The sequence below is a fragment of the Methanothermococcus okinawensis IH1 genome (genome assembly GCF_000179575.2).
Taxonomy (GTDB): Archaea; AGJL01; Methanococci; order Methanococcales; family Methanococcaceae; genus Methanofervidicoccus; species Methanofervidicoccus okinawensis.
Genome location: NC_015636.1, coordinates 69155 through 91512 on the forward strand (window position 1 = coordinate 69155; position 22358 = coordinate 91512).

Annotated in this window: 28 protein-coding genes, 1 tRNA gene and 2 pseudogenes; 16 read left to right on the forward strand and 15 right to left on the reverse strand. The window is 29.0% G+C overall.

Annotated features, from left to right (window positions below; translation table 11 throughout):
* Positions 1 to 9 precede the first annotated feature (9 nt).
* The 5 genes and pseudogenes from METOK_RS00350 (at position 10) to METOK_RS00370 (ending at position 3459) form a co-directional block, all read left to right on the forward strand.
* Positions 10 to 1260 carry an ornithine cyclodeaminase gene (locus tag METOK_RS00350; RefSeq protein WP_013866256.1) on the forward strand — a complete coding sequence of 417 codons (1251 nt, stop codon included), beginning with the start codon at positions 10 to 12 and terminating at the stop codon, positions 1258 to 1260.
* Between the two features lie 82 nt (positions 1261 to 1342).
* A complete protein-coding gene (locus METOK_RS00355) occupies positions 1343 to 2023 on the forward strand; it encodes a DUF2100 domain-containing protein (RefSeq protein ID WP_013866257.1) in 681 nt (226 codons plus the stop codon).
* A gap of 69 nt (positions 2024 to 2092) precedes the next feature.
* Positions 2093 to 2353, forward strand: a complete 261-nt coding sequence (locus tag METOK_RS00360; protein ID WP_013866258.1) for a PRC-barrel domain-containing protein — start codon at positions 2093 to 2095, stop codon at positions 2351 to 2353.
* Positions 2354 to 2496: 143 nt separating this feature from the next.
* Positions 2497 to 3296, forward strand: a pseudogene (locus METOK_RS00365) (aspartate dehydrogenase).
* A gap of 89 nt (positions 3297 to 3385) precedes the next feature.
* Positions 3386 to 3459 (forward strand) — tRNA-Thr (locus tag METOK_RS00370).
* Between the two features lie 242 nt (positions 3460 to 3701).
* On the opposite strand, the gene METOK_RS00375 is transcribed toward METOK_RS00370, so the two are convergent.
* From METOK_RS00375 to METOK_RS00400, 6 genes are all read right to left on the reverse strand, one after another.
* Complete coding sequence (locus METOK_RS00375; protein WP_013866260.1) at positions 3702 to 4658, reverse strand: hypothetical protein; 957 nt, start codon at positions 4656 to 4658, stop codon at positions 3702 to 3704.
* Positions 4659 to 4704: 46 nt separating this feature from the next.
* Positions 4705 to 5016 carry an MGMT family protein gene (locus tag METOK_RS00380; protein ID WP_013866261.1) on the reverse strand — a complete coding sequence of 104 codons (312 nt, stop codon included), beginning with the start codon at positions 5014 to 5016 and terminating at the stop codon, positions 4705 to 4707.
* A 296-nt stretch (positions 5017 to 5312) separates the two neighbouring features.
* Positions 5313 to 6560: an ammonium transporter gene (locus METOK_RS00385; RefSeq protein WP_013866262.1), complete on the reverse strand. Its 1248-nt coding sequence runs from the start codon at positions 6558 to 6560 to the stop codon at positions 5313 to 5315.
* A gap of 62 nt (positions 6561 to 6622) precedes the next feature.
* The gene (locus METOK_RS00390; RefSeq protein ID WP_013866263.1) at positions 6623 to 6961 is read right to left on the reverse strand and encodes a P-II family nitrogen regulator; all 339 of its coding nucleotides are present in this window, start codon (positions 6959 to 6961) and stop codon (positions 6623 to 6625) included.
* Positions 6962 to 7220: 259 nt separating this feature from the next.
* Complete coding sequence (locus METOK_RS00395; protein ID WP_048057810.1) at positions 7221 to 7559, reverse strand: P-II family nitrogen regulator; 339 nt, start codon at positions 7557 to 7559, stop codon at positions 7221 to 7223.
* A gap of 152 nt (positions 7560 to 7711) precedes the next feature.
* Positions 7712 to 8866: an ammonium transporter gene (locus tag METOK_RS00400; RefSeq protein WP_013866265.1), complete on the reverse strand. Its 1155-nt coding sequence runs from the start codon at positions 8864 to 8866 to the stop codon at positions 7712 to 7714.
* Positions 8867 to 9084: 218 nt separating this feature from the next.
* On the opposite strand from METOK_RS00400, the gene METOK_RS00405 reads away from it, so the two are divergent.
* The gene (locus METOK_RS00405) at positions 9085 to 9372 is read left to right on the forward strand and encodes a SemiSWEET transporter (RefSeq protein WP_013866266.1); all 288 of its coding nucleotides are present in this window, start codon (positions 9085 to 9087) and stop codon (positions 9370 to 9372) included.
* Between the two features lie 38 nt (positions 9373 to 9410).
* Here the strand turns inward: METOK_RS00405 and METOK_RS00410 are convergent, their stop codons facing one another.
* Both METOK_RS00410 and argB read right to left on the reverse strand, forming a co-directional pair.
* On the reverse strand, positions 9411 to 10073 hold the full coding sequence (locus tag METOK_RS00410) for an endonuclease III domain-containing protein (RefSeq protein WP_048057811.1): 663 nt from the start codon (positions 10071 to 10073) through the stop codon (positions 9411 to 9413).
* Between the two features lie 51 nt (positions 10074 to 10124).
* Positions 10125 to 11009 (reverse strand): acetylglutamate kinase, encoded by an 885-nt coding sequence (argB, locus tag METOK_RS00415; protein ID WP_157198892.1) that lies wholly within the window; start codon positions 11007 to 11009, stop codon positions 10125 to 10127.
* 357 nt (positions 11010 to 11366) lie between these two features.
* Here argB and METOK_RS00420 point away from each other — a divergent pair, with 357 nt between their 5' ends.
* The 3 genes and pseudogenes from METOK_RS00420 to rpl18a all read left to right on the forward strand — a co-directional run bounded on the left by METOK_RS00420 (position 11367) and on the right by rpl18a (position 12717).
* On the forward strand, positions 11367 to 11618 hold the full coding sequence (locus tag METOK_RS00420; protein WP_013866269.1) for a 50S ribosomal protein L31e: 252 nt from the start codon (positions 11367 to 11369) through the stop codon (positions 11616 to 11618).
* Between the two features lie 115 nt (positions 11619 to 11733).
* Positions 11734 to 12413 (forward strand): annotated as a pseudogene (locus METOK_RS00425) (translation initiation factor IF-6).
* Positions 12414 to 12489: 76 nt separating this feature from the next.
* Complete coding sequence (gene rpl18a / locus METOK_RS00430; RefSeq protein WP_013866270.1) at positions 12490 to 12717, forward strand: 50S ribosomal protein L18Ae; 228 nt, start codon at positions 12490 to 12492, stop codon at positions 12715 to 12717.
* A gap of 130 nt (positions 12718 to 12847) precedes the next feature.
* Here the strand turns inward: rpl18a and METOK_RS00435 are convergent, their stop codons facing one another.
* From METOK_RS00435 to METOK_RS00460, 7 genes are all read right to left on the reverse strand, one after another.
* Positions 12848 to 13798 carry a nucleoside recognition domain-containing protein gene (locus METOK_RS00435; protein WP_048057973.1) on the reverse strand — a complete coding sequence of 317 codons (951 nt, stop codon included), beginning with the start codon at positions 13796 to 13798 and terminating at the stop codon, positions 12848 to 12850.
* Between the two features lie 91 nt (positions 13799 to 13889).
* The gene (locus METOK_RS00440; RefSeq protein WP_013866272.1) at positions 13890 to 14507 is read right to left on the reverse strand and encodes a class I SAM-dependent methyltransferase; all 618 of its coding nucleotides are present in this window, start codon (positions 14505 to 14507) and stop codon (positions 13890 to 13892) included.
* Between the two features lie 289 nt (positions 14508 to 14796).
* Positions 14797 to 16077 carry a phosphomethylpyrimidine synthase gene (gene thiC / locus METOK_RS00445; protein ID WP_013866273.1) on the reverse strand — a complete coding sequence of 427 codons (1281 nt, stop codon included), beginning with the start codon at positions 16075 to 16077 and terminating at the stop codon, positions 14797 to 14799.
* A 223-nt stretch (positions 16078 to 16300) separates the two neighbouring features.
* Positions 16301 to 16774 (reverse strand): 5-(carboxyamino)imidazole ribonucleotide mutase, encoded by a 474-nt coding sequence (purE, locus tag METOK_RS00450; protein WP_013866274.1) that lies wholly within the window; start codon positions 16772 to 16774, stop codon positions 16301 to 16303.
* 84 nt (positions 16775 to 16858) lie between these two features.
* Positions 16859 to 17053, reverse strand: coding sequence for a hypothetical protein (locus METOK_RS08370; RefSeq protein WP_157198853.1), 195 nt, complete (start codon positions 17051 to 17053; stop codon positions 16859 to 16861).
* A 37-nt stretch (positions 17054 to 17090) separates the two neighbouring features.
* Positions 17091 to 17507, reverse strand: coding sequence for a transposase (locus METOK_RS00455; RefSeq protein WP_013866276.1), 417 nt, complete (start codon positions 17505 to 17507; stop codon positions 17091 to 17093).
* On the reverse strand, positions 17422 to 17715 hold the full coding sequence (locus METOK_RS00460; protein ID WP_048057813.1) for a transposase: 294 nt from the start codon (positions 17713 to 17715) through the stop codon (positions 17422 to 17424). The genes METOK_RS00455 and METOK_RS00460 overlap by 86 nt, the downstream gene beginning before the upstream one ends.
* Positions 17716 to 17935: 220 nt before the next feature.
* Here METOK_RS00460 and METOK_RS00465 point away from each other — a divergent pair, with 220 nt between their 5' ends.
* The 7 genes from METOK_RS00465 (at position 17936) to METOK_RS00495 (ending at position 22252) form a co-directional block, all read left to right on the forward strand.
* Positions 17936 to 18313 (forward strand): class III signal peptide-containing protein, encoded by a 378-nt coding sequence (locus METOK_RS00465; RefSeq protein ID WP_013866277.1) that lies wholly within the window; start codon positions 17936 to 17938, stop codon positions 18311 to 18313.
* 44 nt (positions 18314 to 18357) lie between these two features.
* Positions 18358 to 18690, forward strand: coding sequence for a DUF1894 domain-containing protein (locus tag METOK_RS00470; RefSeq protein WP_013866278.1), 333 nt, complete (start codon positions 18358 to 18360; stop codon positions 18688 to 18690).
* A 9-nt stretch (positions 18691 to 18699) separates the two neighbouring features.
* Positions 18700 to 19143, forward strand: coding sequence for a DUF1890 domain-containing protein (locus tag METOK_RS00475; RefSeq protein WP_013866279.1), 444 nt, complete (start codon positions 18700 to 18702; stop codon positions 19141 to 19143).
* Positions 19144 to 19339: 196 nt separating this feature from the next.
* Positions 19340 to 20293 carry a hypothetical protein gene (locus METOK_RS00480; RefSeq protein ID WP_013866280.1) on the forward strand — a complete coding sequence of 318 codons (954 nt, stop codon included), beginning with the start codon at positions 19340 to 19342 and terminating at the stop codon, positions 20291 to 20293.
* A gap of 103 nt (positions 20294 to 20396) precedes the next feature.
* On the forward strand, positions 20397 to 21182 hold the full coding sequence (minD, locus tag METOK_RS00485; protein ID WP_013866281.1) for a cell division ATPase MinD: 786 nt from the start codon (positions 20397 to 20399) through the stop codon (positions 21180 to 21182).
* A 68-nt stretch (positions 21183 to 21250) separates the two neighbouring features.
* Positions 21251 to 21823, forward strand: a complete 573-nt coding sequence (locus tag METOK_RS00490; protein ID WP_013866282.1) for an Era-like GTP-binding protein — start codon at positions 21251 to 21253, stop codon at positions 21821 to 21823.
* Between the two features lie 12 nt (positions 21824 to 21835).
* Complete coding sequence (locus METOK_RS00495; protein WP_013866283.1) at positions 21836 to 22252, forward strand: cell division protein SepF; 417 nt, start codon at positions 21836 to 21838, stop codon at positions 22250 to 22252.
* Positions 22253 to 22358 lie beyond the last annotated feature (106 nt).

Genomic DNA, 22358 nt, shown 5'->3' on the forward strand with positions numbered 1-22358 from the left:
GGTGATTATATGTTTGCTAGGGAAATCGAATTAAGGGGACATATTATTGATAATTTAATACTTCCAAAGGCATTTGATACAATATTGGAGCTCGAGGGGGATTATAAAGTATTAGAATTTGATATAGGAAAAAGAAAAACCGACCCGTCCTATGCAAAGTTGCTTGTAATAGGAAAAAATCAATCTCATCTCGATAGAATACTTGAAGAGCTACAAAATATAGGGGCAGAAATTCCAGAAATTGAAGATGTAGAGGTAAAAGCTGCTGAAAGAGACAAAGTCTTACCAGATGGATTTTATTCAACAACCAATCATCCAACATATATAAAATATAATGGGGAATGGATATTGGTAGAAAAGCCAAAAATGGATGCTGTAATTGTAGTATATCCTGATGAAAAAAGGGCAGAAACAAAGGTTATGAGAGATGTTAAAAAGGGCGATTTGGTTGTTGTAGGTCATAAAGGTATAAGGGTAATGCCACCAGAAAGACCTAGGGAAAAAGGAGAATTATTTGAATTTATGAACTCTGAGGTATCTGCTGAAAAGCCTAAACAGGCAATTATAAGAAAAATAGCAAATGAAATGTATCAAATAAGAGAGGAATATAGAAAAACAGGAAAAGGAGGTATAGCTGTTGTGGGAGGTCCTGCTATAATACATACAGGCGGAGCTCCTGCTCTTGCAAAGTTAATCAAAATGGGTTATGTGCAGGCACTTCTTGCGGGGAATGCTCTTGCAACTCATGATATGGAAAGCGTTTTATATGGAACATCTCTTGGTGTAGATATAAAAACTGGAAAGCCTGTCCTTGGAGGTCATAAACACCATATATACACCATAAATACTATTATGAAAGCAGGAAGTATCAAAAATGCCGTTGAACAGGGGGTACTTAAAAAAGGGATTATGTATGAATGCGTAAAAAATAATGTTCCTTATGTGCTTGCAGGTAGTATAAGAGATGATGGACCACTTCCAGATGTTATTCCAAATACAATCGAAGCTCAAAACAAAATGAGAGAGGCAATACTTGATAAAAAAATGGTTATTATGATGGCTACCTTATTACATTCCATAGCTACTGGAAATCTAATGCCTTCATATATAAAAACTGTATGTGTAGATATTAATTCGGATGCCGTAACAAAACTGATGGATAGGGGAACATCCCAAGCTATTGGAGTAGTAACTGATGTAGGGGTGTTTATAACATTACTTGTAGAGGAGCTCGAAAGAATGGAAATGGAAAGAAAATAAAAAATTAAGAATAAGTAATAAAAAAATGAAATAATAATAAAATAAATAAGGATAAATTAAGGATTTAATAAAATGTGATAATATGAACAGATTAAATGATTCAAAAATACTTATAAAAAAGGCAGTAAATACAATAGATAAGTTAGATTATGAATTGAAATTAAAAAATAACACTAAAACCAAAACCATTTCAGAATCTAAAAGTATATCATATAAAGATGCTAAATCTGGAACTATCAATGTAGATGAATTTAAAAAGGCAGTTTATGCAATTATTGAGGCAGATGATTACCTTTACAAAAAAGCACCGCTACATAATTTAAATGATGATGAGGCTAAGATGTTTTGTAAATTAGTATTCCAAACTCAAAAGCATCTTAACAATGTATTAAAGGCATTTGGATTTGAGTTTGAAGAAGGAGCTCAGTTGGATGAAAGTGCATTATATATTGTAAGCAACAAGAAATTGTTAAAAAATCTAAAAAATAAAATGCCAAATTTAAATATAATTTCCACAGAGGGCATTTTGGAAGCCGAAGATATGAAAGTCATAAATCCAAATATGCCAGAAGGAGCTCTTAAAGGCATTGAAAAAAAATGTAATATAACCAAAGAGCAAATAACCAAATTGATAAATAAATTAAATCCTTCCAAGGTCATTGTAATTGTGGATGATAGCAATAAAGCAGATGAATTAATATATATAAGGGCAAAAGAACTATATGGTGCTGAAAAAATAAGTATTGATGATATTGATTTATAATTAAACATTTATTTATATATAGCAAATAGCAATATTATAAGATTATATATAAATATTGGAGGTTTTAAAATGGCAATTAAAATTAGCGAAATATTGGGTAAAGAGGTATATACAACAAAAGGACTTTATGTTGGAAAAACCTATGATGCTATGGTAGATATTGAAAAATCGTCTGTAAGTGGCATTGTAATATCCGATGCATCAAAAGGTTGTTTAAAAGATAATGTAAGTGACCCCACTAAAAAAATAGTTCTTCCATATAGGATAGTGGAGTCAATAGGTAATATCATATTAATAAAACCACCTGCAACGGAAAGAAAATTAGTATAAAACTTTTTTATAGAATATATATTAATAAGTAGAAGGAATAAAATATTAATTAATATAATATTATAATTAGTATATATGGTTTAATTTATCATTTTTTATTTTTAATTTATTTTTTTATTATAAAATTACGAAGTGATGCTAAAATGTTAAAAATAGGCGTGGTTGGATGTGGAACAATAGCCACATTGATAACAAAAGCAGTGATATCAGGAAAAATAAACCCAAAAATTGTTGCACTGTATGATAAAAATAGACATAAATCAGAAGAGCTCAAAAAATTGATAGATGCAGAAATATGTGATTCAGTAGATGAACTTGTAAGCAAGGACTTAGATTTAATAATTGAATGTGCCTCAGTTAATGCTGTTGAGGAGACAGTATCCAAGGCACTTAATAATGGCAAGGATGCTATTGTAATGAGTGTTGGAGCATTTGCAGATAAAAACTTATTTTTAAAATTATACAATCTTGCTAAGGAAAAAATAAAAAAATATATATTCCATCAGGTGCTATTGCAGGAGTTGATGCCGTTAAAGCCTCATCCTTAGGTCATATTGATGAAGTTACTTTAACAACAACAAAACCGGTTTATGGATTAAAGGATGCATTAAAAAAACTCGGAGTAGATACCAATGCTATTTCAAAACCTACAACAGTTTTTGAAGGAGATGTATTTGAAGCCATTAAAGAATTCCCACAAAATATAAATGTATCTGTAATCCTTTCACTGGCTTCGAAAGTTCCTGCAAAAGTTAAAATAGTGGCAGACCCATCCGCAGTATCAAATAAACACGAGATATTGGTTAAAGGTTCCATAGGGACTATAAAAACTGTAGTTGAGAATAACCCATGCAAGGATAATCCTAAAACCTCAGCATTAGCTGCATACTCTGTAATAAGGCTTATAAAAGACCTATCAGAACCTGTAAGAGTAGGAACTTAAATAATATTTTATTTTTAAATTTTTAATTGATGTTGTATATAAAATCACCGAAAACTTTATATATTAGTTTATATTTTATATATCTTGGTGCCTTGGTGGCTCAGCCTGGTAGAGCGTCTGCTTGGTAAGCAGAAGGCCGCGGGTTCAAACCCCGCCCAAGGCTTTTTTAATAGATATTATTTTAAGAAGATTATTTTTAGATTCCAACCGAAGCGAAGCGAGGTTGGACTTTTGATGCAACTTTTTTAAAAGTTGCGTTTGAACCTCACCCAAGGCTTTTTTAATAGATATTATTTTAAGAAGATTATTTTTAGGTTAATCGACGAATGAGTTTTGGATTTTCAATTTATTCTAAAATTTTTTATTTTTAAAAATATATATTTATTAATTTAAATAAAATAATTATTATTGAAATTTATAAAATCCTCCAAATAATCCATATTTATTGAGTAACTCATTATCTTTTTTATCCAATGGATATTTTTTTGTTGGTGAAACTGGCGAACCTTCTTTGGCATAAATTACTCCTCCCTTTTTCTTAGCACCCAAAAACTTTCCAGCATTTCCATTTACAATTATTATACCATTTTTCATTTCGAAACCTGTAAAATCTCCCGTATCTCCCCCATATATTATTACAGTTCCACCATTTAAAACCGCACCTGTATTTTTTCCAGCATTTCCATTTACAACGACTTTCCCTTTTTTCATCAATATTCCTGTGGATAAATCAACATTTCCATTTATTGTTATAGTAACATCCTTTTCCAACCGAGCTCCGATAGTGTCCCTAATAATTTTATCATTTAATATTAAATTGTGGTTGTTTTTATCGAATTTGTTTGGTTTTAAAAGTTTTTCATCTTTATATCTTCCTTCAACATATTGAGTAATGGAGATATATTTTTTATAACCTTTAATATCACTTTCAACCTCAATAATATTTCCAACAGGCTCTTTTATGTTATTATGCTCATTTACATAAACTGTTCCAGAAACCATGCTTATTCCAAATCTTGTATCAATATCGCCATCAACAATCACAGTCCCAGTATCTATTTTACTACCAGTGCCTCCAAAATACTTTAAATCTGCACCCATTGAACTGCAAAATCTATGACCAACATTTCCTTTAATATAGACTATCCCTCCATTTTTTAAATGCTCTACTAAATCTTTAAATGATACTCCATCAACGACTTTTTGATTGTAGTCAAAGGAGCTCTGCCATATAAAATTATATGTAAAATCACAGATGCAATCAATAGGTTCATTTAGATGTATATTTAAAATTCGCTCCTTATTTTTATCTAAAAAATCATTTATGGTGCTCTTTTTTTTACTAAAAAGTCCGAAAACCACATTATCACCAATATATATTATAGGTTAATATTTATTGATTATTTAATTATTTAAATTTTTTATTTAATCTAAAAAAGTATTTTTCAAAATTTATTATTCTGTTATTTTTGATTGGAATGCCTTCTTTTTTTAGGAGCTCTATTTTTCTTTCTATTCCCTCCACATATCCTCCAACTTCACCATTCGATTTAACCACCCTATGGCATGGAATCACTACAAGATTTGGATTATTGTGTAGTGCATTTCCAACAGCCCTATATCCCTTAGTTCCAAGAGCTTCTGCAATTTCTTTATATGTTGTTATTTTTCCTTTTGGAATCTTTTTAACAAGTTTATAGCACTTTTCTTTAAAGTCCATATGTATCCCTTATGTTATATTACTATAATTGTATAATGGGTATTATGTTAAATAATTAGATAAAATTATGATGAATAGCCATAGTTAAATAATAGTATATAGTGGTTATATAATTAGTTAATTCAATGTAAAAAATAAAATATACAAAAATAAAAGTTATTCTTGAAAAACATTATTATATATTAAATTAAAAATTAACTTAAAATGTAATTAAAAATATTTTTGTAAATTAAACCTCCCTTTAAGTAGTTTTCCCCTTTAACATTTAAAAAATATAAAAAAGATTTTTTAATTAATTAAAGTAATTCTTCCTCAGGATATGCAGGTAATTTATGTTCTGCCAAGTCAAGACCTCTTTTCTCATCTTCCTCTGATACTCTAAGACCACCCATAACTAATCCTACTATTTTAGCCAATATATATCCAAGACCTGTTCCATATACTATACAAAATATTGATGCTATTATTTGGTCTATTAAACTAATTCCTCCTGCTCCACCTAATGCAGTCATTCCAAATATCCCTGTACAGATAGCCCCTACAACCCCTGCAACTCCATGAACTGGGACTATACCACAAACATCATCCAATCCACTATTTTCAATAAGTTTGTAAGTTATAGGGACTTGGAGACCTGCCAATAATCCTATTATTAACCCCCCTATTGGACTTACAACATCAGTTCCCGAACAGATTGCCACAAGACCTGCAACTATACCATTTGCCGTAAATAATACATCATTTTTTGACATTACAAGGGCACCAATACCACCACCTGCCATAGCAAGTGTAGTAGTTGCACATACTAACCCCGATACATTACCTAATGCTAATGAACTACCTACATTGAATCCATACCAACCAATAGCCAATGCAAATGCCCCAAATACTGCCATTGGAATATTATGTCCCAATATTGGCACTGCTTTTCCGTTGATAAATCTTCCAACCCTTGGACCTAATGCTGCAATAGCACCTAACCCTAAAAATCCACCTAATCCATGGACTACCAAACTTCCAGCATAATCATGCCATGGAACTATACTTGCCCCCCATGGACCTAAATATACAAACAATGGATATAACAATGCTGTAATTACTATTGATATGATAACATAGGCTCCAAATTTTATCCTCTCAGCGACCCCTCCTGATACAATTGTTGCTGCGGTTGCTGCGAATACTAAACCAAAGAACCAGTTTGCTAAATCTAAACCATTATTTGGCCAATTTGTGCCCAATATTTGACCCCACCAGCTTGTATATGCTGAGATGTCAAAACCTGATGAACATAAAACACCACCTATAAACAACCATGAAACACAGCCAATCAACCAATCTACCATGTTTTTCATCATAACATTGTTGGCATTTTTCTTCCTAACCTGTCCTCCTTCGAGCATTGCAAAGCCCCACTGCATCATAAAAACAAGGACTCCCATAACAACAAGGAAGAACACATCCGAAGCATTAGCCATGGTAGTCAAAGCCTGGACTATTGAATGTATAGTTGTTGCATTTGCAAATAAATCTGCTGTAACCATTTATTATCACCTTTATTGTATATATTACATTTTACTTTTGTTTTACTTTTATTTTTTCTGTATTATACTGCATCGTGATTTCTTTCGCCAGTTCTTACCCTTACAACTGTTTCAACAGGCATAACGAATATTTTTCCATCGCCGGGATTTCCAGTTTTTGCATTTTCGCAGATAATTTTAATTACATTTTCCACATCTTTTTCTTTAACTACCAACTCTATTTTTACCTTAGGAATTAAATCAACAACATACTCTCTTCCTCTGTATCTTTCGGTAATTCCTCCCTGAATACCCCTACCTTTAACTTCATCAACAGTCATACCAACATATCCAGCTTCTGCCAATGCATTTTTAACAATATCCATTCTTTCAGGTCTAATTACTGCCTCAACCTTTTTCATATTATCACCTTTAAAAATAAAAACATTAAGAAAAGGAATTCTCTTTCCGATTAGTATATAAAAAACAAGGTATATATATACCTTTCTAAAATTCAAAAATTTAATTATATCAATAATTATAAATATTATAAAAGTATCATAAAATAAGATGATGTCTGAAAAATTAATGAAAACTAAAAAATATATAAAAAATAAAATAACAAAAATGGAATAATAAGCAATAAAATAAATAATAAAATATTATTAATATAAAAAATAATTAAATAGCATTTTCATTTCTTTCGCCAGTTCTTACCCTTACAACTGTTTCAACAGGCATAACGAATATTTTTCCATCGCCGGGATTTCCAGTTTTTGCATTTTCGCAGATAATTTTAATTACATTTTCCACATCTTTTTCTTTAACTACCAACTCTATTTTTACCTTAGGAATTAAATCAACAACATACTCTCTTCCTCTGTATCTTTCGGTAATTCCTCCCTGAATACCTCTACCTTTAACTTCATCAACAGTCATACCAACATATCCAGCTTCTGCCAATGCATTTTTAACAATATCCATTCTTTCAGGTCTAATTACTGCCTCAACCTTTTTCATATTATCACCCATTAATTTGAGTTTAAAATAACCATAAATAGATTACTACGGAAAAAAGAATCCTAATTCCTAAACAAAAAAGATATTAATTCCCTAATGGGAATATTTATTCTTTTTTTATTTTATATTTATTTTAGGTTATTTTATAACCCTTAATCCAATTCAGAGTATGCCCTTACTTGAAGAATACTTTCATCAAGCCCATTTTTTTCTTCTTTTTCGGAAACTCTTAAACCTATTGCCAAATCAAGCCCCTTATATATAATTATACCACCAATTATGGCTATTAAAGCAATTACTATTGCCCCTACTGTCTGACCGATAAATGATGTTGCCGATGGGTCTCTTAACAAAAATGGAATACCTGCACAGATTACCCCTATAAATCCACTCATGGCATGAACAGGTCCAATGGCACATACATCATCTATTTTTAACTTTTCTTCAATAAATTTGTAGGTATATGGCTGCTGCAATCCTGCCAATAGCCCAACAATTAGAGCTCCTATTGGAGTGTATAAATTAACTCCACTGCATACTGCAACAAGTCCTGCACACATCCCGTTTGCAGTATAAAGCGGGTCATTTCTTGAACTTAGAGCTCCCCCAGCAATACCGCCGGCAAGTGCCATGGTTGTAGCTATTGCAACCTGCACGAGCTCTAAGCCATTACCAACACCTGAAGCACTTCCTATATTAAATCCATACCATCCAAATGCCAATATAAATGCACCTAAAACAGCAAGTGGAATGTTATGACCAGGTAATGCCTGAGGAATACCATTTATATATTTTCTGAGTCTTGGTCCCAACGCCCATGCCGCAGTTAATCCAACCAAACCGCCAAATAAATGAACTGCTCCACTTCCAGCATAGTCTGTAAAGGGTATGCCTAAACTTGCAAATCCTCCACCCCATACGAGATGTTCCACTATTGGATATAGAATACCACCTACAAGCAATGCACCTATAAAATACGGAAGAATCTTTATTCTCTCAGCAACTCCACCTGTAATAATGGTTACAGCCGCCGCTGCAAACATCACCATTTTCATCCACTGAGCTCCTACATCAACATCAAATGTTCCAGTTATCAATGGCATAATATGTTCAAATCCATAGGATATTCCATATCCAATAAATAAATATCCAATAAACACTGCAAATAAATCAACTAATTTTAAAACACAGTGATAAGCCGCATTTTTATGGCTAAACTGACCAATTTCCAATGCAACAAAACCAGCTTTCATGAAAAATATTAATGATGCTGCCCATAAAAAGAAGAACACATCCAAACCAGACATATATGCACCTCAGTTTTAGTTATATTTTTAATATTAATAGGAATGTGTTTTCCTATATCCTATATATATGTTTTTTCAAAGAAAAGGGAAGCCGTTTTCTTTTTATTTTTAAATTATACGGAAAATTTTGTATATTACTTAATGATATATATAATATAAAATAAGAATAGAATTATTAAAAATGCAAATACGAATGATATATAAAGAAAGATGATAATATGGCTTTGGACTTTACAATTATTGGATATATAGCAGGCACATTAACGACATTTGCATCGCTCCCTCAATTGATTAAGTCATTAAAAACGAAAGATATGAAGGGGATATCACCATATTTTGTAATGTCATTTACAACAGGGTTATTTTTATGGCTAATATACGGGTTATTTAGAAATGATTACCCGATAATCATATTCAATATTATTTCCCTTATGTTTTGGATACCTCTTTTATATCTATCTTTAATGGATAATTTAAAAAATAAAATAAAAATAAATATAAAATAATAAAAAATAAAAAGAAATTAAATGATAATATTAAAAAATTAATAGAATTTATTAAATAGTTTTCTACAGTATAAATTTAATGGGCAGGTATTACAAAGGGGATTTTTCTTTTTGCAATAATTTTTTCCGAGCTCTACAATTAATGCATGATATTCCTTATATATATTTAGACTTGGTATAATATTATCTTCAAAAATTAAACGGATTTCGTCATAATCCATATCTTTATTGATAATTCCATATCTACTAAATATCCGCCTTGTATATGCATCAACCACAAATATCTTTCTATCCAATGCATAAAGTAATATACTATCAGCTGTTTCTTTTCCAACACCTTTTATATTCAATAGTTCATTTCTCAATATGTTAGTATCTTTTTCTGTTTTTGCCAACTCATCTGTGGTTTTATAATTATCAACAATATATTTAGTTATATTTTTTAACCGTTCCGCTTTTATGTTGTAAAATCCAGCAGGTTTTATTAATTCCTTCAATTTTTCGGTGTTTATTTTTAAAATTCTTTTCTCATCAATTAAATCCTCATTTTTTAAATTATTTAATGCCTTTTCAACATTTTTCCACGATATGTTTTGAGTAATGATGGCTCCTATTACAACCTCATATTTTGTTTCAGCAGGCCACCAATACTGAATTCCAAAGTGCGAGAGTAATTTATTATATATCTTCATTAAATCCATAATATCATATTTTATATTTTTTTATTTCTTTTTTATTTAATCATTTTTTTATTAATCCTTAACAATCATAGTTCCAATACCTTCCTCGGTAAATATCTCCAAAAGAACAGAATGTGGTATTTTACCATTTATAATATGAACACTTTCAACCCCTTTGTTTAGTGCATTGATACAGGCTTCGATTTTTGGTATCATTCCACCTGTAATTATTCCTTTTTCTATCATCTCCTCAACTTCCGAAATTGTAAGTTTCTTATAAAGTGTAGAAGGGTCATTTATATCTGCCATAACGCCATCAACATCTGTAATCATTATCAATTTTTTTGCACCAATGGCTCCTGCAATATCTCCTGCTGCAATATCTGCATTTAAATTAAATGCGTTTCCATAATTATCAATACCTAATGGAGATATTACAGGAATATATCTTTTTTCAATTAATATGTCAATTAACTCGGTGTTTATCTCTTCCACTTCTCCAACTCTTCCTAAATCAACCTCCACTTTTTCATTCTCTTTTACCACATACTGAATTTTTTTCTTTGCCTTAATTAAATGCCCAGATTTTCCAGAAAGACCTACGGCTTTTCCCCCATATTTCCCAAGTTTTGATACAATATCACCGTTTATTTTACCAACCAACACCATTTTAACAATATCAAGGGTATCCTCATCAGTTACCCTTAAACCATGGATGAATTTTGGTTCTTTTCCCATCTTTTCCATGGCTTTATTTATTTCAGGACCTCCTCCATGAACTACCACAGGGTTTAAACCTACAAATCTTAAAAGAACCACATCTTTTGCTATCCAATTTTTAGCATCTTCATTTACCATGGCATGACCGCCGTATTTAATTACTATTTTTTGGTCTTGGAATTTACATATATATGGTAATGCTTCAATCAAGACCTCTGCTTTCAATGTTCTGTTCATTTTGTTCATTTTCGTTTTCTCTATTTTCTCCATTTTTTCACCCACATTTCCTTAAATTTATATATTAGAAATATGTATTTATGAAGGTTATAATTATTAAAACTAAATTATGGAATTAAATGTTTAAAATTATATGATTAAAAAGTTATATATTTAAAAGATATATGTTATATAATATATTAAATATTAAAACTATAACCACAATGTTTAAATATCTATTTTATATATGGTTATAAAAGTAAAAGATTAAAAAAAGATTAAAAACTAAAAGGTAGAATGTATATAGTTATAAACTATGCCTACATGTTCTATATATTTTGAATATCCTATATTAAAGATTATATTTGAGGTGCAAGTATGGAAAACGAAATGATATATACTATACCATTGAGAGACATAACAAATAAATCAAAAGCTACAAAGAGAGCTCCAAGAGCAGTAAGAAAAGTTAGAGAATTTTTAAAAAGGCATACAAAATCAGAAATCGTAAAATTAGACAATTCCATCAACGAAAAAATCTGGGAAAGGAGTTTAAATAAAATCCCTGCAAGAATAAGAGTTAAAGTTGTTAAAGAAGAAGGTGTAGCAAAAGCTACATTGGTAGAATAATATATATTTTATTAAAATTAAATTTTAAAATTTATATCTTATATTTTTATATTTATTTAATTTATTAGATGTTTTGACTAAATATTATACATCTATATATCTTATTGTGATAATTATGATAATGAAAGAATACTTTTCTGGAATATCAATGATTGGAGTCCTTTCCCTTGCAACAGAAAAGTTTGGATTATTTCCTCATTTTATAGGGGAAAAATCGCTAAATAAATGTGGCAAGATATTGGATGTTCCAGTTAAAAACCTAAATATTGGAAATAGTTCCTTAATTGGTTCGCTATGTGTAGCAAACTCAAATGGTCTTATTCTTCCACCATTTACTTTGGATAAAGAAAAAGAATTAATCACTAAATTTTTAAAGGAAAATGATATAGAAATCACCGTTAAAAAATTAAGTGCCAAAAACACAGCATTTGGAAATTTAATATTAGCCAACGATAAAGGTTGTATAATTTCCAGAGAATTAAAAAATTTAGGACTACTATCGAAGATATCCTTGATGTAGAGGGAGTAGTTAGCGATATTGCAGGACTTTCCACAGTAGGTTCAAATGGTGTAGCTACAAATAAAGGTTGCTTAGTTCATCCAAATACAACAGAGGATGAGCTCGGACTAATAAAGGATGTCTTGAAAATACACTCCATAGAAAGAGGAACTGCAAATAAAGGTATCCCATCAGTAGGAGCCTGTATTATAGCAAATTCAAAAGGTGCCGTAGTGGGTGGAGATACCACAGGACCAGAGATGTTAAAAATAGAAGAAGGTCTTGATTTAATATAAACATAATGATATATATAAAAACTATAATTGTGGTAAAAAGTAATAGGATAAATAATGAGATTTAAAAGGTGATAAAATGGCTAAAATATTTAAAATAACAGGAAGAATATTAGGAAAAGATGAACCTATGGTATTCACAAAAGAATGCAGAGCTCTAAAAGAAGAAGATGCTTTGGAATATATATATTCAGATATTGGAAGTAAACATAATGTAAAAAGAACATTGATAAAAATTGAAGAAATTAAAGAAATATCCGAGGATGAAGTTACAGACCCTATTCTGCAAAAAATAGTAGCAATGTAAGTTATTTTTATACTAATTTTATTCATTTATTTAATTTTATTTGTCTAATTTTTTTATTATTTTACTTTTATTTTTTTATTATTTATTACTTTTATATTATTTTTTATTATTACCCATCATTATTATCATATTAAAACATTAATAGCATTACACATGCTATCAATAAAATTTTTATGATTAACGATACACTATAATTAATTATAGTTAATTTTATGCCAAATTTACCAAATAAAGCAATATAATTACCAAATGTGTATTTTAAATATAACATAGTTGTTGTTATAATATTTCCAATCAATAATGTCAGCAATGCCTGTTTTTCATTTAAAATCCCGTTTTTTATTAACATATCCACAGTAGCATATCCAGCAGAGGAATGGATAATATTTGCAATCAATACAGTTATTGCATCTCCGGGCAAGTTAAAAATTTTGAATATTGGAGTAAAAATATAACCAATTACATCCATCAAACCAAGTTTTATTAAAATATCCATTAAAAAGGTAAATATTATAATCATTGGAATAATTTTTTTTAAGATTTTTAATGATTTCTTAAAACCATTAATTATATCATTTACTGTTAAATGTAATTTTATGTCGGTTTTACTGTTATAATTATCATCATTATTATTTATTTTTACTGCTTTTCTCTCAAAAAATAGGTTTGCATATAATATTCCAATTAAAGCCTGCAAAAATCCTGAAATAACTATAATAGATACATATATAACTCCCAATTTAACACCCAAAATAGCAACAGCCAAAGGTAATATAATCCTAAAAATACTTTCTCCTAAAATTGTAGGTAATGGACTTATTATCGTTGTAATTATGGTTTCTTTGCTATTTATTTTATTTTCTTTGTAATATTTAGCAAGCATAGATTTTCCAACAGTTGGATTTATAAAATTCCCCAATAAGGATAATACGCACTCCTCAGGTAAATTTGAAATTAAACATAATGGTTTTGTTATTTTCTTAATTATAAAAAATATATTAGTTTCTTCAATAATTCCTGCAATAATAATCCCAACTGATGATAAAAATAATATTTGGATTAAATAATGTAATATATTCAAAATATCGCCCATAAGTAGCTTAATTTAATAGTAATATCCACCAATATTTACAACAATAATTACAAGTTTATAATGAGTTATAATTAAATTTTTATTCACAAATAATCATTAAATTTATTTTTTCGCAGTTTAAAGTTTCTACTTTAAATGTTAAACTGCATTTATTTGCTATCTCTTTGAATTTTTCCAAATCTATGCCGTTTGAAAAAGGGAGCTCCTTTGCAATCTCTTCATTATAGTGATGACTACCAACATTTTCTTCTTTCTTTTCACTTTCAATCAATATTAATTTACCCTCATTTTTTATAACCCTTGACCACTCTTTAATTGCCTTATCTGGATTTGGAAGTGTCCATAATATATGTCTCTCCACAACAATATCAAAAGAACCATCATCAAAAGGCAGATTTTCAGCGTCACCTATTATAAAATCAATATTTAATCCTAAATCCCCCGCTTTCTTTTCTGCTTTACTGAGCATACCCTCAGATAAATCAATACCTACGACTTCATGTCCGAGCTCAGCTAAAATTAATGATAAAAAACCTGTTCCGCATCCTACATCAAGAATCTTCATTTTCCCTTTAAAAGTTTCAGACAAAACAGTCCTCCAAATATCTACAAAACCAGAATGACCGGGAGAATCATCATAAGACTGGCTTCTAAAATCCCAATAGGTCTTAACTTCCTTTTTTACATTATTTACCATGTTATCACACTTTATATCATTAATTACTAAAATTTACATAACTAATATTATGATATATCAAATAAATAATATCTAATATTTATATTTTATGGTTTTGTAATATAATATAATAAAAAATTTAAAAATAAACATATATTAGTATAAAAAATAATAATCTAATAAAAGAAAACAATAAAAATTAAAAAAATAATAAAAGAATATGTAAAAGTGAGGATGATATGAAATAAAAATATATAAATAAAATATGAATTTATTATGATATTTTATTCACAATATTAAAATTAAAAATTTATCTTTTTCCGAGCTCCTCCACCATCAGCAATGCACAAAATTCACCGCAAACACTACATGCCTTTTCATCAGCAGAAGGCAATTCCTCCCTCATTTTTTTAGGTTTTTCTTTATCGATAGCCAATTCAAACTGTTTTTCCCAGTTATGATTTTTCCTTGCAATAGCCATTTCTTTTTCCATGCTCCATGCTAAGGGATTTCCTTTTGCAACATCGGCAGCCTGAGCTGCTATTTTTGAAGCTATTAACCCTTCTTTCACATCATTTTCATCCATTAATCTAATATGCTCAGCCGGTGTAACATAACATAAGAAATTTGCCCCACTGTATGCAGCCAGAGCTCCTCCAATGGCAGCTGTAATGTGGTCATATCCTGGTGCCATATCAGTTACAATAGGTCCCAATACATAAAATGGAGCATTTTTGCATATTGATTTTTGTATTTTCATATTGGTTTCAATATTATTCAGCGGAACATGCCCAGGACCTTCAACCATTACCTGAACTCCAGCTTCCCTACACCTATCCACGAGCTCACCAAGTATTATGAGCTCATGTATTTGAGGTCTATCCGTATTATCACATAGACATCCAGGTCTCATTCCATCCCCTAAACTTAGGGTTACATCATGTTCCTTTAATATTTCAAGGAGATAGTCGAACTGCTCATAAAGGGGATTTTCTTTGTTATGATACATAATATATGCCGTTAAAAATGCTCCTCCTCGACTAACAACTCCCATTATTCTTTTATCCTTTTTTAAGGATTCTACACTGTTTTTTGTAATTCCGCAGTGAAGTGTCATAAAATCTACGCCTTCCTTTGCCTGCCTCTCTATTACATTAAATATGATATCCTCATCCATATCAATTACTCTACCGTATTTTTTCCTTGATTCTATACCTATTTCATATATTGGAACCGTTCCTATCGGTAAATTTGTATTTTCCATTATTGCCTTTCTTATTTCTGGTAAATTTCCCCCAGTGCTTAAATCCATAATAGCATGAGCTCCGTATTTATTTGCTATTTTTGTTTTTCTTATTTCCATATCGATATCTACACAGTCGGGAGAGGTTCCGATATTCACATTTACCTTTGTTCTTAGGTTATCTCCAATTCCTATGGGTTTAGTGTTTCTGTGGATATTTTTGGGTATTACAACATATCCCTTTGCTATTAATTTTCTTAGTTTTTCGGGATTTATTTTTTCTTCCTTTGCTACAATCTCCATTTCTTTTGTAATTATGTTGTTTTTAGCATCTGTCATTTGAGTCATAATTCCACCATGTATAGTTTATAATTATTATGTCATTAAATTATAATAAAATTATAATAATTAAATATCCATATTTTATGTATCTATATCGTGTATAATCCCGTAATATTAAATATAATTTAAATCTATGTTAATAAATAAATTAATAAAACATTTAATAAAATATGTTAAAAATTAAAAATTAAAATTATTGGCTGTTAATTACTAATTCTTAATTATAAAATCAGGAAAATAAATTTCTAACGGTTTCATCTGATTTTATAACCTTTTTTCTCTGTTTTTCTCTGAATTCATCTAATTTTTTTGACAGTTCTTCATTTGATATGGCAAGCATCTCAATAGCCAAAATTGCCGCATTATCTCCTCTATCGATTCCTACTGTTGCAGTGGGTATTCCTGGGGGCATCTGAACACAACTTAAAAGAGCATCTATTCCATCAAGTTTGCTTTCAACAGGAACAGCTATTACGGGTTTTGTTGTTAATGCTGCCACAACACCTGGAAGATGCGCCGCAAGTCCTGCAATTGTTATAAATATTTTTGCATCACTGTTTTTTACAATATCCTCTACGAGCTCAGGTGTTCTATGAGCAGAAGCTACTCTTACTTCGAAATCTACACCAAATTCTTTTAAAATATTTACTCCTTTTTCAGCAATTTTTAAATCGCTTTCGCTTCCCATAATTATACATATCATATTTTTATCACCATCAATATACTGTAAATATATATTATAATATAGGTTAATTTAGAGCATGGTGCATAATTCATACATTTGAATTTACACCCTAACTTCTTTAATCCTTATGAATGGATTAACATAAGTTTTTAATGTATAAATAGCTAATACTTGTGCCACTGCAACTGATAACATGCAGAAAATGTATTTCTTCTTAAAACCTTTAATGTTCGTCCAGAATCTGTTCATAATCTGGTTTTTTACTATTGAATTCAGTTGTTCTATTCGTTTTCTCATGTTTGCAAATTTTTTATTCATTTTCCTTTTCTTATCTTTACCTAATCTTCTTGGATTGTCCAGTTCCTAACATAACACCATGAACTTGCCATGCTGTTAGTTTTAAATTCTTACAATCATAGGCAGAATCTGCACTACCATATTTTACAGGAGATAATAAACTTTCAGAAACAGTTACATCATGAATATTGGCTTTAGTAAATTCTGCCCTTAATGGCACTAAGTGTTCATCACAGGATAAGTGTAATTTAAATCCTACAAACCTTCCCTTGCTATTATATCCTACCTCACTATCCTCATCTTCCTCATCGATTATAGGCGTAGAATCCATTACAAGCCATTTAGAATCATTCAAACATAAGTAAGTATCACCCAATAAGGAAGTTAGTTCCTTTAATTCTTTGTCTAACGATTTTTTTCCACCTATATATGGTTGTTCTATGTGGAACTGCATCAAAGCCCAACTCCTTTGAAATGTCAGGATTCTTCTTTAAATGTCTCCATAACTCCCTAGTGTAATGTAATCCTTTTAAAACTCCATAAACTAACAATCTCAACTTAAGTACTAACTCATAACCATTAGGTCCTCTACGATTTGGTTGCTTGATTTTATCAGTAAGGTATTTATCTATTGAAGTAATAACTATTTCAACAGGATTCATTTTTGTCACTTTTTTGATTTTTATTTGGACTATACTCACTTTCTTATATTTAAGTTTTTTAATTATGCACCACGCTCTAAATATATTAATAAATGTATGTATTAAATAAATAATATTAGATGTAATTTATACCATATTTTTTATGTAATTATCTGTTATGTAATTATTATTATGTGGTTATAATGTAATTTATTTTTTAATTTTTAAATGGGGTATTAATATGAAATTGTTATCTAAGAGAGCTCAGCTATCTTTGGAATTCTCCATGTTAATTTTATCAATAATTGTAATGTCCACTTTCTCGATTTATTATTTTCTACATAATACATTTAATGAAAAAGAAAGAACAATGGATAAAATAGATATAGGTGCCAAAACTGCTGTTTCACTTGTAAATTCTAATTATAATGGAACTTATACTCGTTATCCATTAATATACTTAGGTATGAAATACGATAATAGTAAAACTAATGTTACAATATATATTATAAATCGAAGTCCTGTAAATAGTTATACAAATAATTTTATTATTAATTATATTATCAATACCCAACATATAAATAATTCAAAATACAATATATCGATATCATATCAATAAAAAGTTAAAAGATATAATTACAATAAATTATTAAAGGGGATTGTATGGCATGTATTGATAACTATAATTATGAGATATTATTAAAAGGTTCATTTAGGGAATGTGCAGAATATATTAAAAATAATTATAAGAATATAAGAGATTTAAATGCAGGAGAGGAAGTTATAGAGGGTGTTATGTTAATCGGCAAACCACCAATTCCAATAGCTTATGAGGGGGATTATATCATATTTCCATATACAAAACCCTGCTATGGAAGTTTTGTTTTAAAGGTGCCTTTAAAAGAATATTTAAAAAGTGAAAAAAAGAAATATAAAGATATGAATAAAGATAAAAAAGATGATAAAAGCATATTATCTAAATTAAAATTTTGGTAAGGTGGTATATTGAAGATAATGATTATTTTAGGATGTCCAGAACCTCCTGTGTTGATACCTTCTTTTATATATTTTTTAAATCTGCTAAAAAACAGTGGTCATGAGGTATTTGTTTCAGCCAATCCTGCGGCATTAAAATTGATTGAAACTGCTGACCCTGAAAAATATTATTTAAAAGGAGTAGGATTTCAAAATATAGATGAAGGATTAAAAAACAAGTTTGATGTTGATATAATTATAGGTTTTGCACATAATGATGCTGCTGTTAATTATATTATTACATATAAAACAGTCTATAATTCAAAAACTATGGCATTGGTATTTGGTAAAAACATAAACGAAGAATTTGTAAAAACCTTGGAAGAAGAAAATATTAAAACATTTACCGCCAGGGCATTCCATAATCCAACACCCGTTATTGTGCAGTTAAAAAGATTAAAAGACTGCATATAACATTGACATAAATTTACAATATTGATACAACTTTAAAGTATATTTAAATATAATAATACAATAATATAACAATATAATTTTACAATGGACTATTTTTATATAATATTTTATATCATTAAAAATTTTAAAGGAATTAAAATCCTATTTATTATTTTTTAAATCTAAATTAAATATTTTTTTATCTTAAAGTGATGGTATGAGATTTAAAGAAAATGAAAAAGAAAAATTATTGGAAGAAATAATTAAAAAAATAAAGAAAATAAGAAAAAGCTTAAATTTAAAAGATACAAATTTTGAAATAGTAGATATTGAATTAATGGATAATAATGATACCAACATAAAAGAAAATGAAAATATATTTTTAATAATATATGCCTTAACCCGCTCCGATAAATCTACAATTATAGGTCCTGGTGGATGGGTTGTTGGGAAATTGAGAGAAGATTTAAAAAACCAATTTGACAAAAATTTAATAATAAGGGTGGAGAATTACATTGATAATATTATATTAAAAGAAAAAAAGGAAAAAGCATTTTTATTTTTAAATAAAATCGGATTAAAAAAAGGTCAAAAAATAATGGTCTTAGTTCAATGTAGCTATGATTTATCCATTTTAGACTTCTTAAAAAAATATTTTGATGTGTATGCCATATCTTTGGATATCGGAAGTGTTGTATTGCCACCAAAAAATAAAAATATAATTGAAGATTATCTCATAAATAATAAAATACCATATAATTTTATAAAACCTGTTGAATTGGATAAAAAAAACATACTAAAAGCGTTAAATAGTTATCCATGCGATATTATCTGTGGCAATATGGGCAAATATCTTATAAAAGAATGTGTTAATAAAAATATAAAATATATTGTAAATAACCATATATCAGAAGATTACAGAAGAGATGATAATACCAAAATATATATTTTAAATTTTTTAAAGATATATCCATTAAAAAGAGGCTCTTTAAGAAGCCCTTATTTAAACTGCCCTTTGATGATACAAACTTGTAAAAAAAATAAAAATAATAATAAAAATAATGTAAAAATAAAAATAAAATTAATAAAAGAAATAGTATCAAATGTATATGATGGATTAATAGAACCAACAGAAGGTTCTGAAAAGATTATGAAAATAATAAATTCATAAAATTATTAGAAATTATTAAAAATTATTAATTAAACATAGATATATAATATGATTAAATATAATTGATAGAAAGTATTATGCGGTGTAAAATACTGGTGATTATATGATTATTACCGTAGCCTCTGGAAAGGGTGGCGTAGGAAAAACTACAACTTCTGCAAACTTAGGGGTTGCACTGTCAAAAATTGGAAAAAAGACCCTCATTGTAGATGGGGATATTTCAATGGCTAATTTAGGTTTAATATTTAATTTAGAAAAAAAGAAACCTTCATTACATGATGTTCTTTCGGGAGAATGTGATGTAAGAGAGGCAATATATAAACATAAAACCGGAGCTCACATACTACCCACAAGTTTATCGATAGAGGGCTATAAAAAATCTGACTTGGATTTATTTCCCGAAGTTATATCAGATATTGCCGATGACTACGATTATGTAATTATAGATGCACCAGCTGGGCTAAATAGAGATATGGCTATACATTTGGCAATAGCAGATAAGGTTTTAGTGATACTAACACCGGAGCTCTTTTCAATAGCCGATGGAATTAAAATAAAACAAAGTAGTGAAATGGCTGGAACTTCAATATTGGGTGCTGTTTTAAATAAAACTGGGAGGGATTTTGGAGAAATGGGAGTAGATGAAATTGAAATGATTGTTAATGAAAAAGTAATCAGCACCATACCTGAGGATGAGAATATAAGAAACGCCACATTAAAGAGGATGACTGTAATTGAGTATTCTCCAAAATCTCCTTCATCAAAGGCATATATGGAACTTGCACTTAAAATTGTTGGTTCTTATGTGGATATAAATAAAATTGAAGAAGTTTATAATGAGGGCTTCATTGATAAGGTAAAAAGAATTTTTTTAAGATTTAAAAAATAAATAAAATAAGGAATTAAAATAAGAATAAAATAAAAATATTTATATACTATTTTAAAAAAAGGTGTAGTATGATTAATAACGCACCATCATATAATAAAGAATTTAAAGTAGTTTTGATAGGTCCAGAGAATTGTGGAAAATCGGCACTGTTGAATGCTATTTTTGGAAAATATATTTCTAATGTTTCGGAAGTTGGAGGAACTACGAAGAAACCTGTAAAAAAGTTTTGGGGAAAGTTAAAATATGGTAAATCGAAAAAGGAGCCGAAGATTGCAAACATATCATTTGTAGATTTAGGTGGGCTCTATGTAGGCGAGAAAAAATCTCCAATAATGGTTGGAAAAATTCTTGAAGAGACATATAAAGAGATAGAAAAGGCAGATATAATTATCCATGTTATTGATGGAGAAAAAGGCCTATCAAAAAGTTTTGAAAAACTCCATCACTTACTTAAATATCGATATCAAAAGCCCATCATAGTAGTTATTAATAAATGTGACCTACTTGATAACGATAAACGGAAGTATTTAAAAAGTCATATTGAAAATAGGTTGGAAAATAAAGTTATATTTACATCAACAATAACATACGAAGGTATAACAAATTTAATTGATGCAATTATACAATTCTTAAAAAAGTAAAGTGGTGAAAATATGGTGCTTAAATCTATAAAAAAAATGTTTGGTGGGACTGATGAAAATCAGTTAAAATCTGCTCCTGTATCATTGGATGACTATGTTGAGGTTCCAGTTAAAGTTCATGATGATAGCAATATTGTAAAAATAAAAGTTTGCGAGCTCGATGATTATAGGGATGCAACAGATATAGCTGTAATGGTTGAAGCAGGATATATTGTTATTGCAAATACCATAGATTTAGATAGAGAAATGGACGAGGAATATGCAAAATTACTAAAATATTTGAAGGATAAACTTTTAGATAGTAATGGAACAATAATAAGATTATGTGATAACAAAATAATGGCAATTCCCAACAATGTGATAATTGAAAAATTAGTTAAAGAACCAGAAACAGAAAAATCAGAACCAGAACCAACATCAAATGAATAAATTATATAAAAGTTAATAATAACCATAAAATTTGGGATGTATAATATAAAATATAATATAATAATCAATGATTTTATAAAATAATGTTATAAATAAACATTAATAA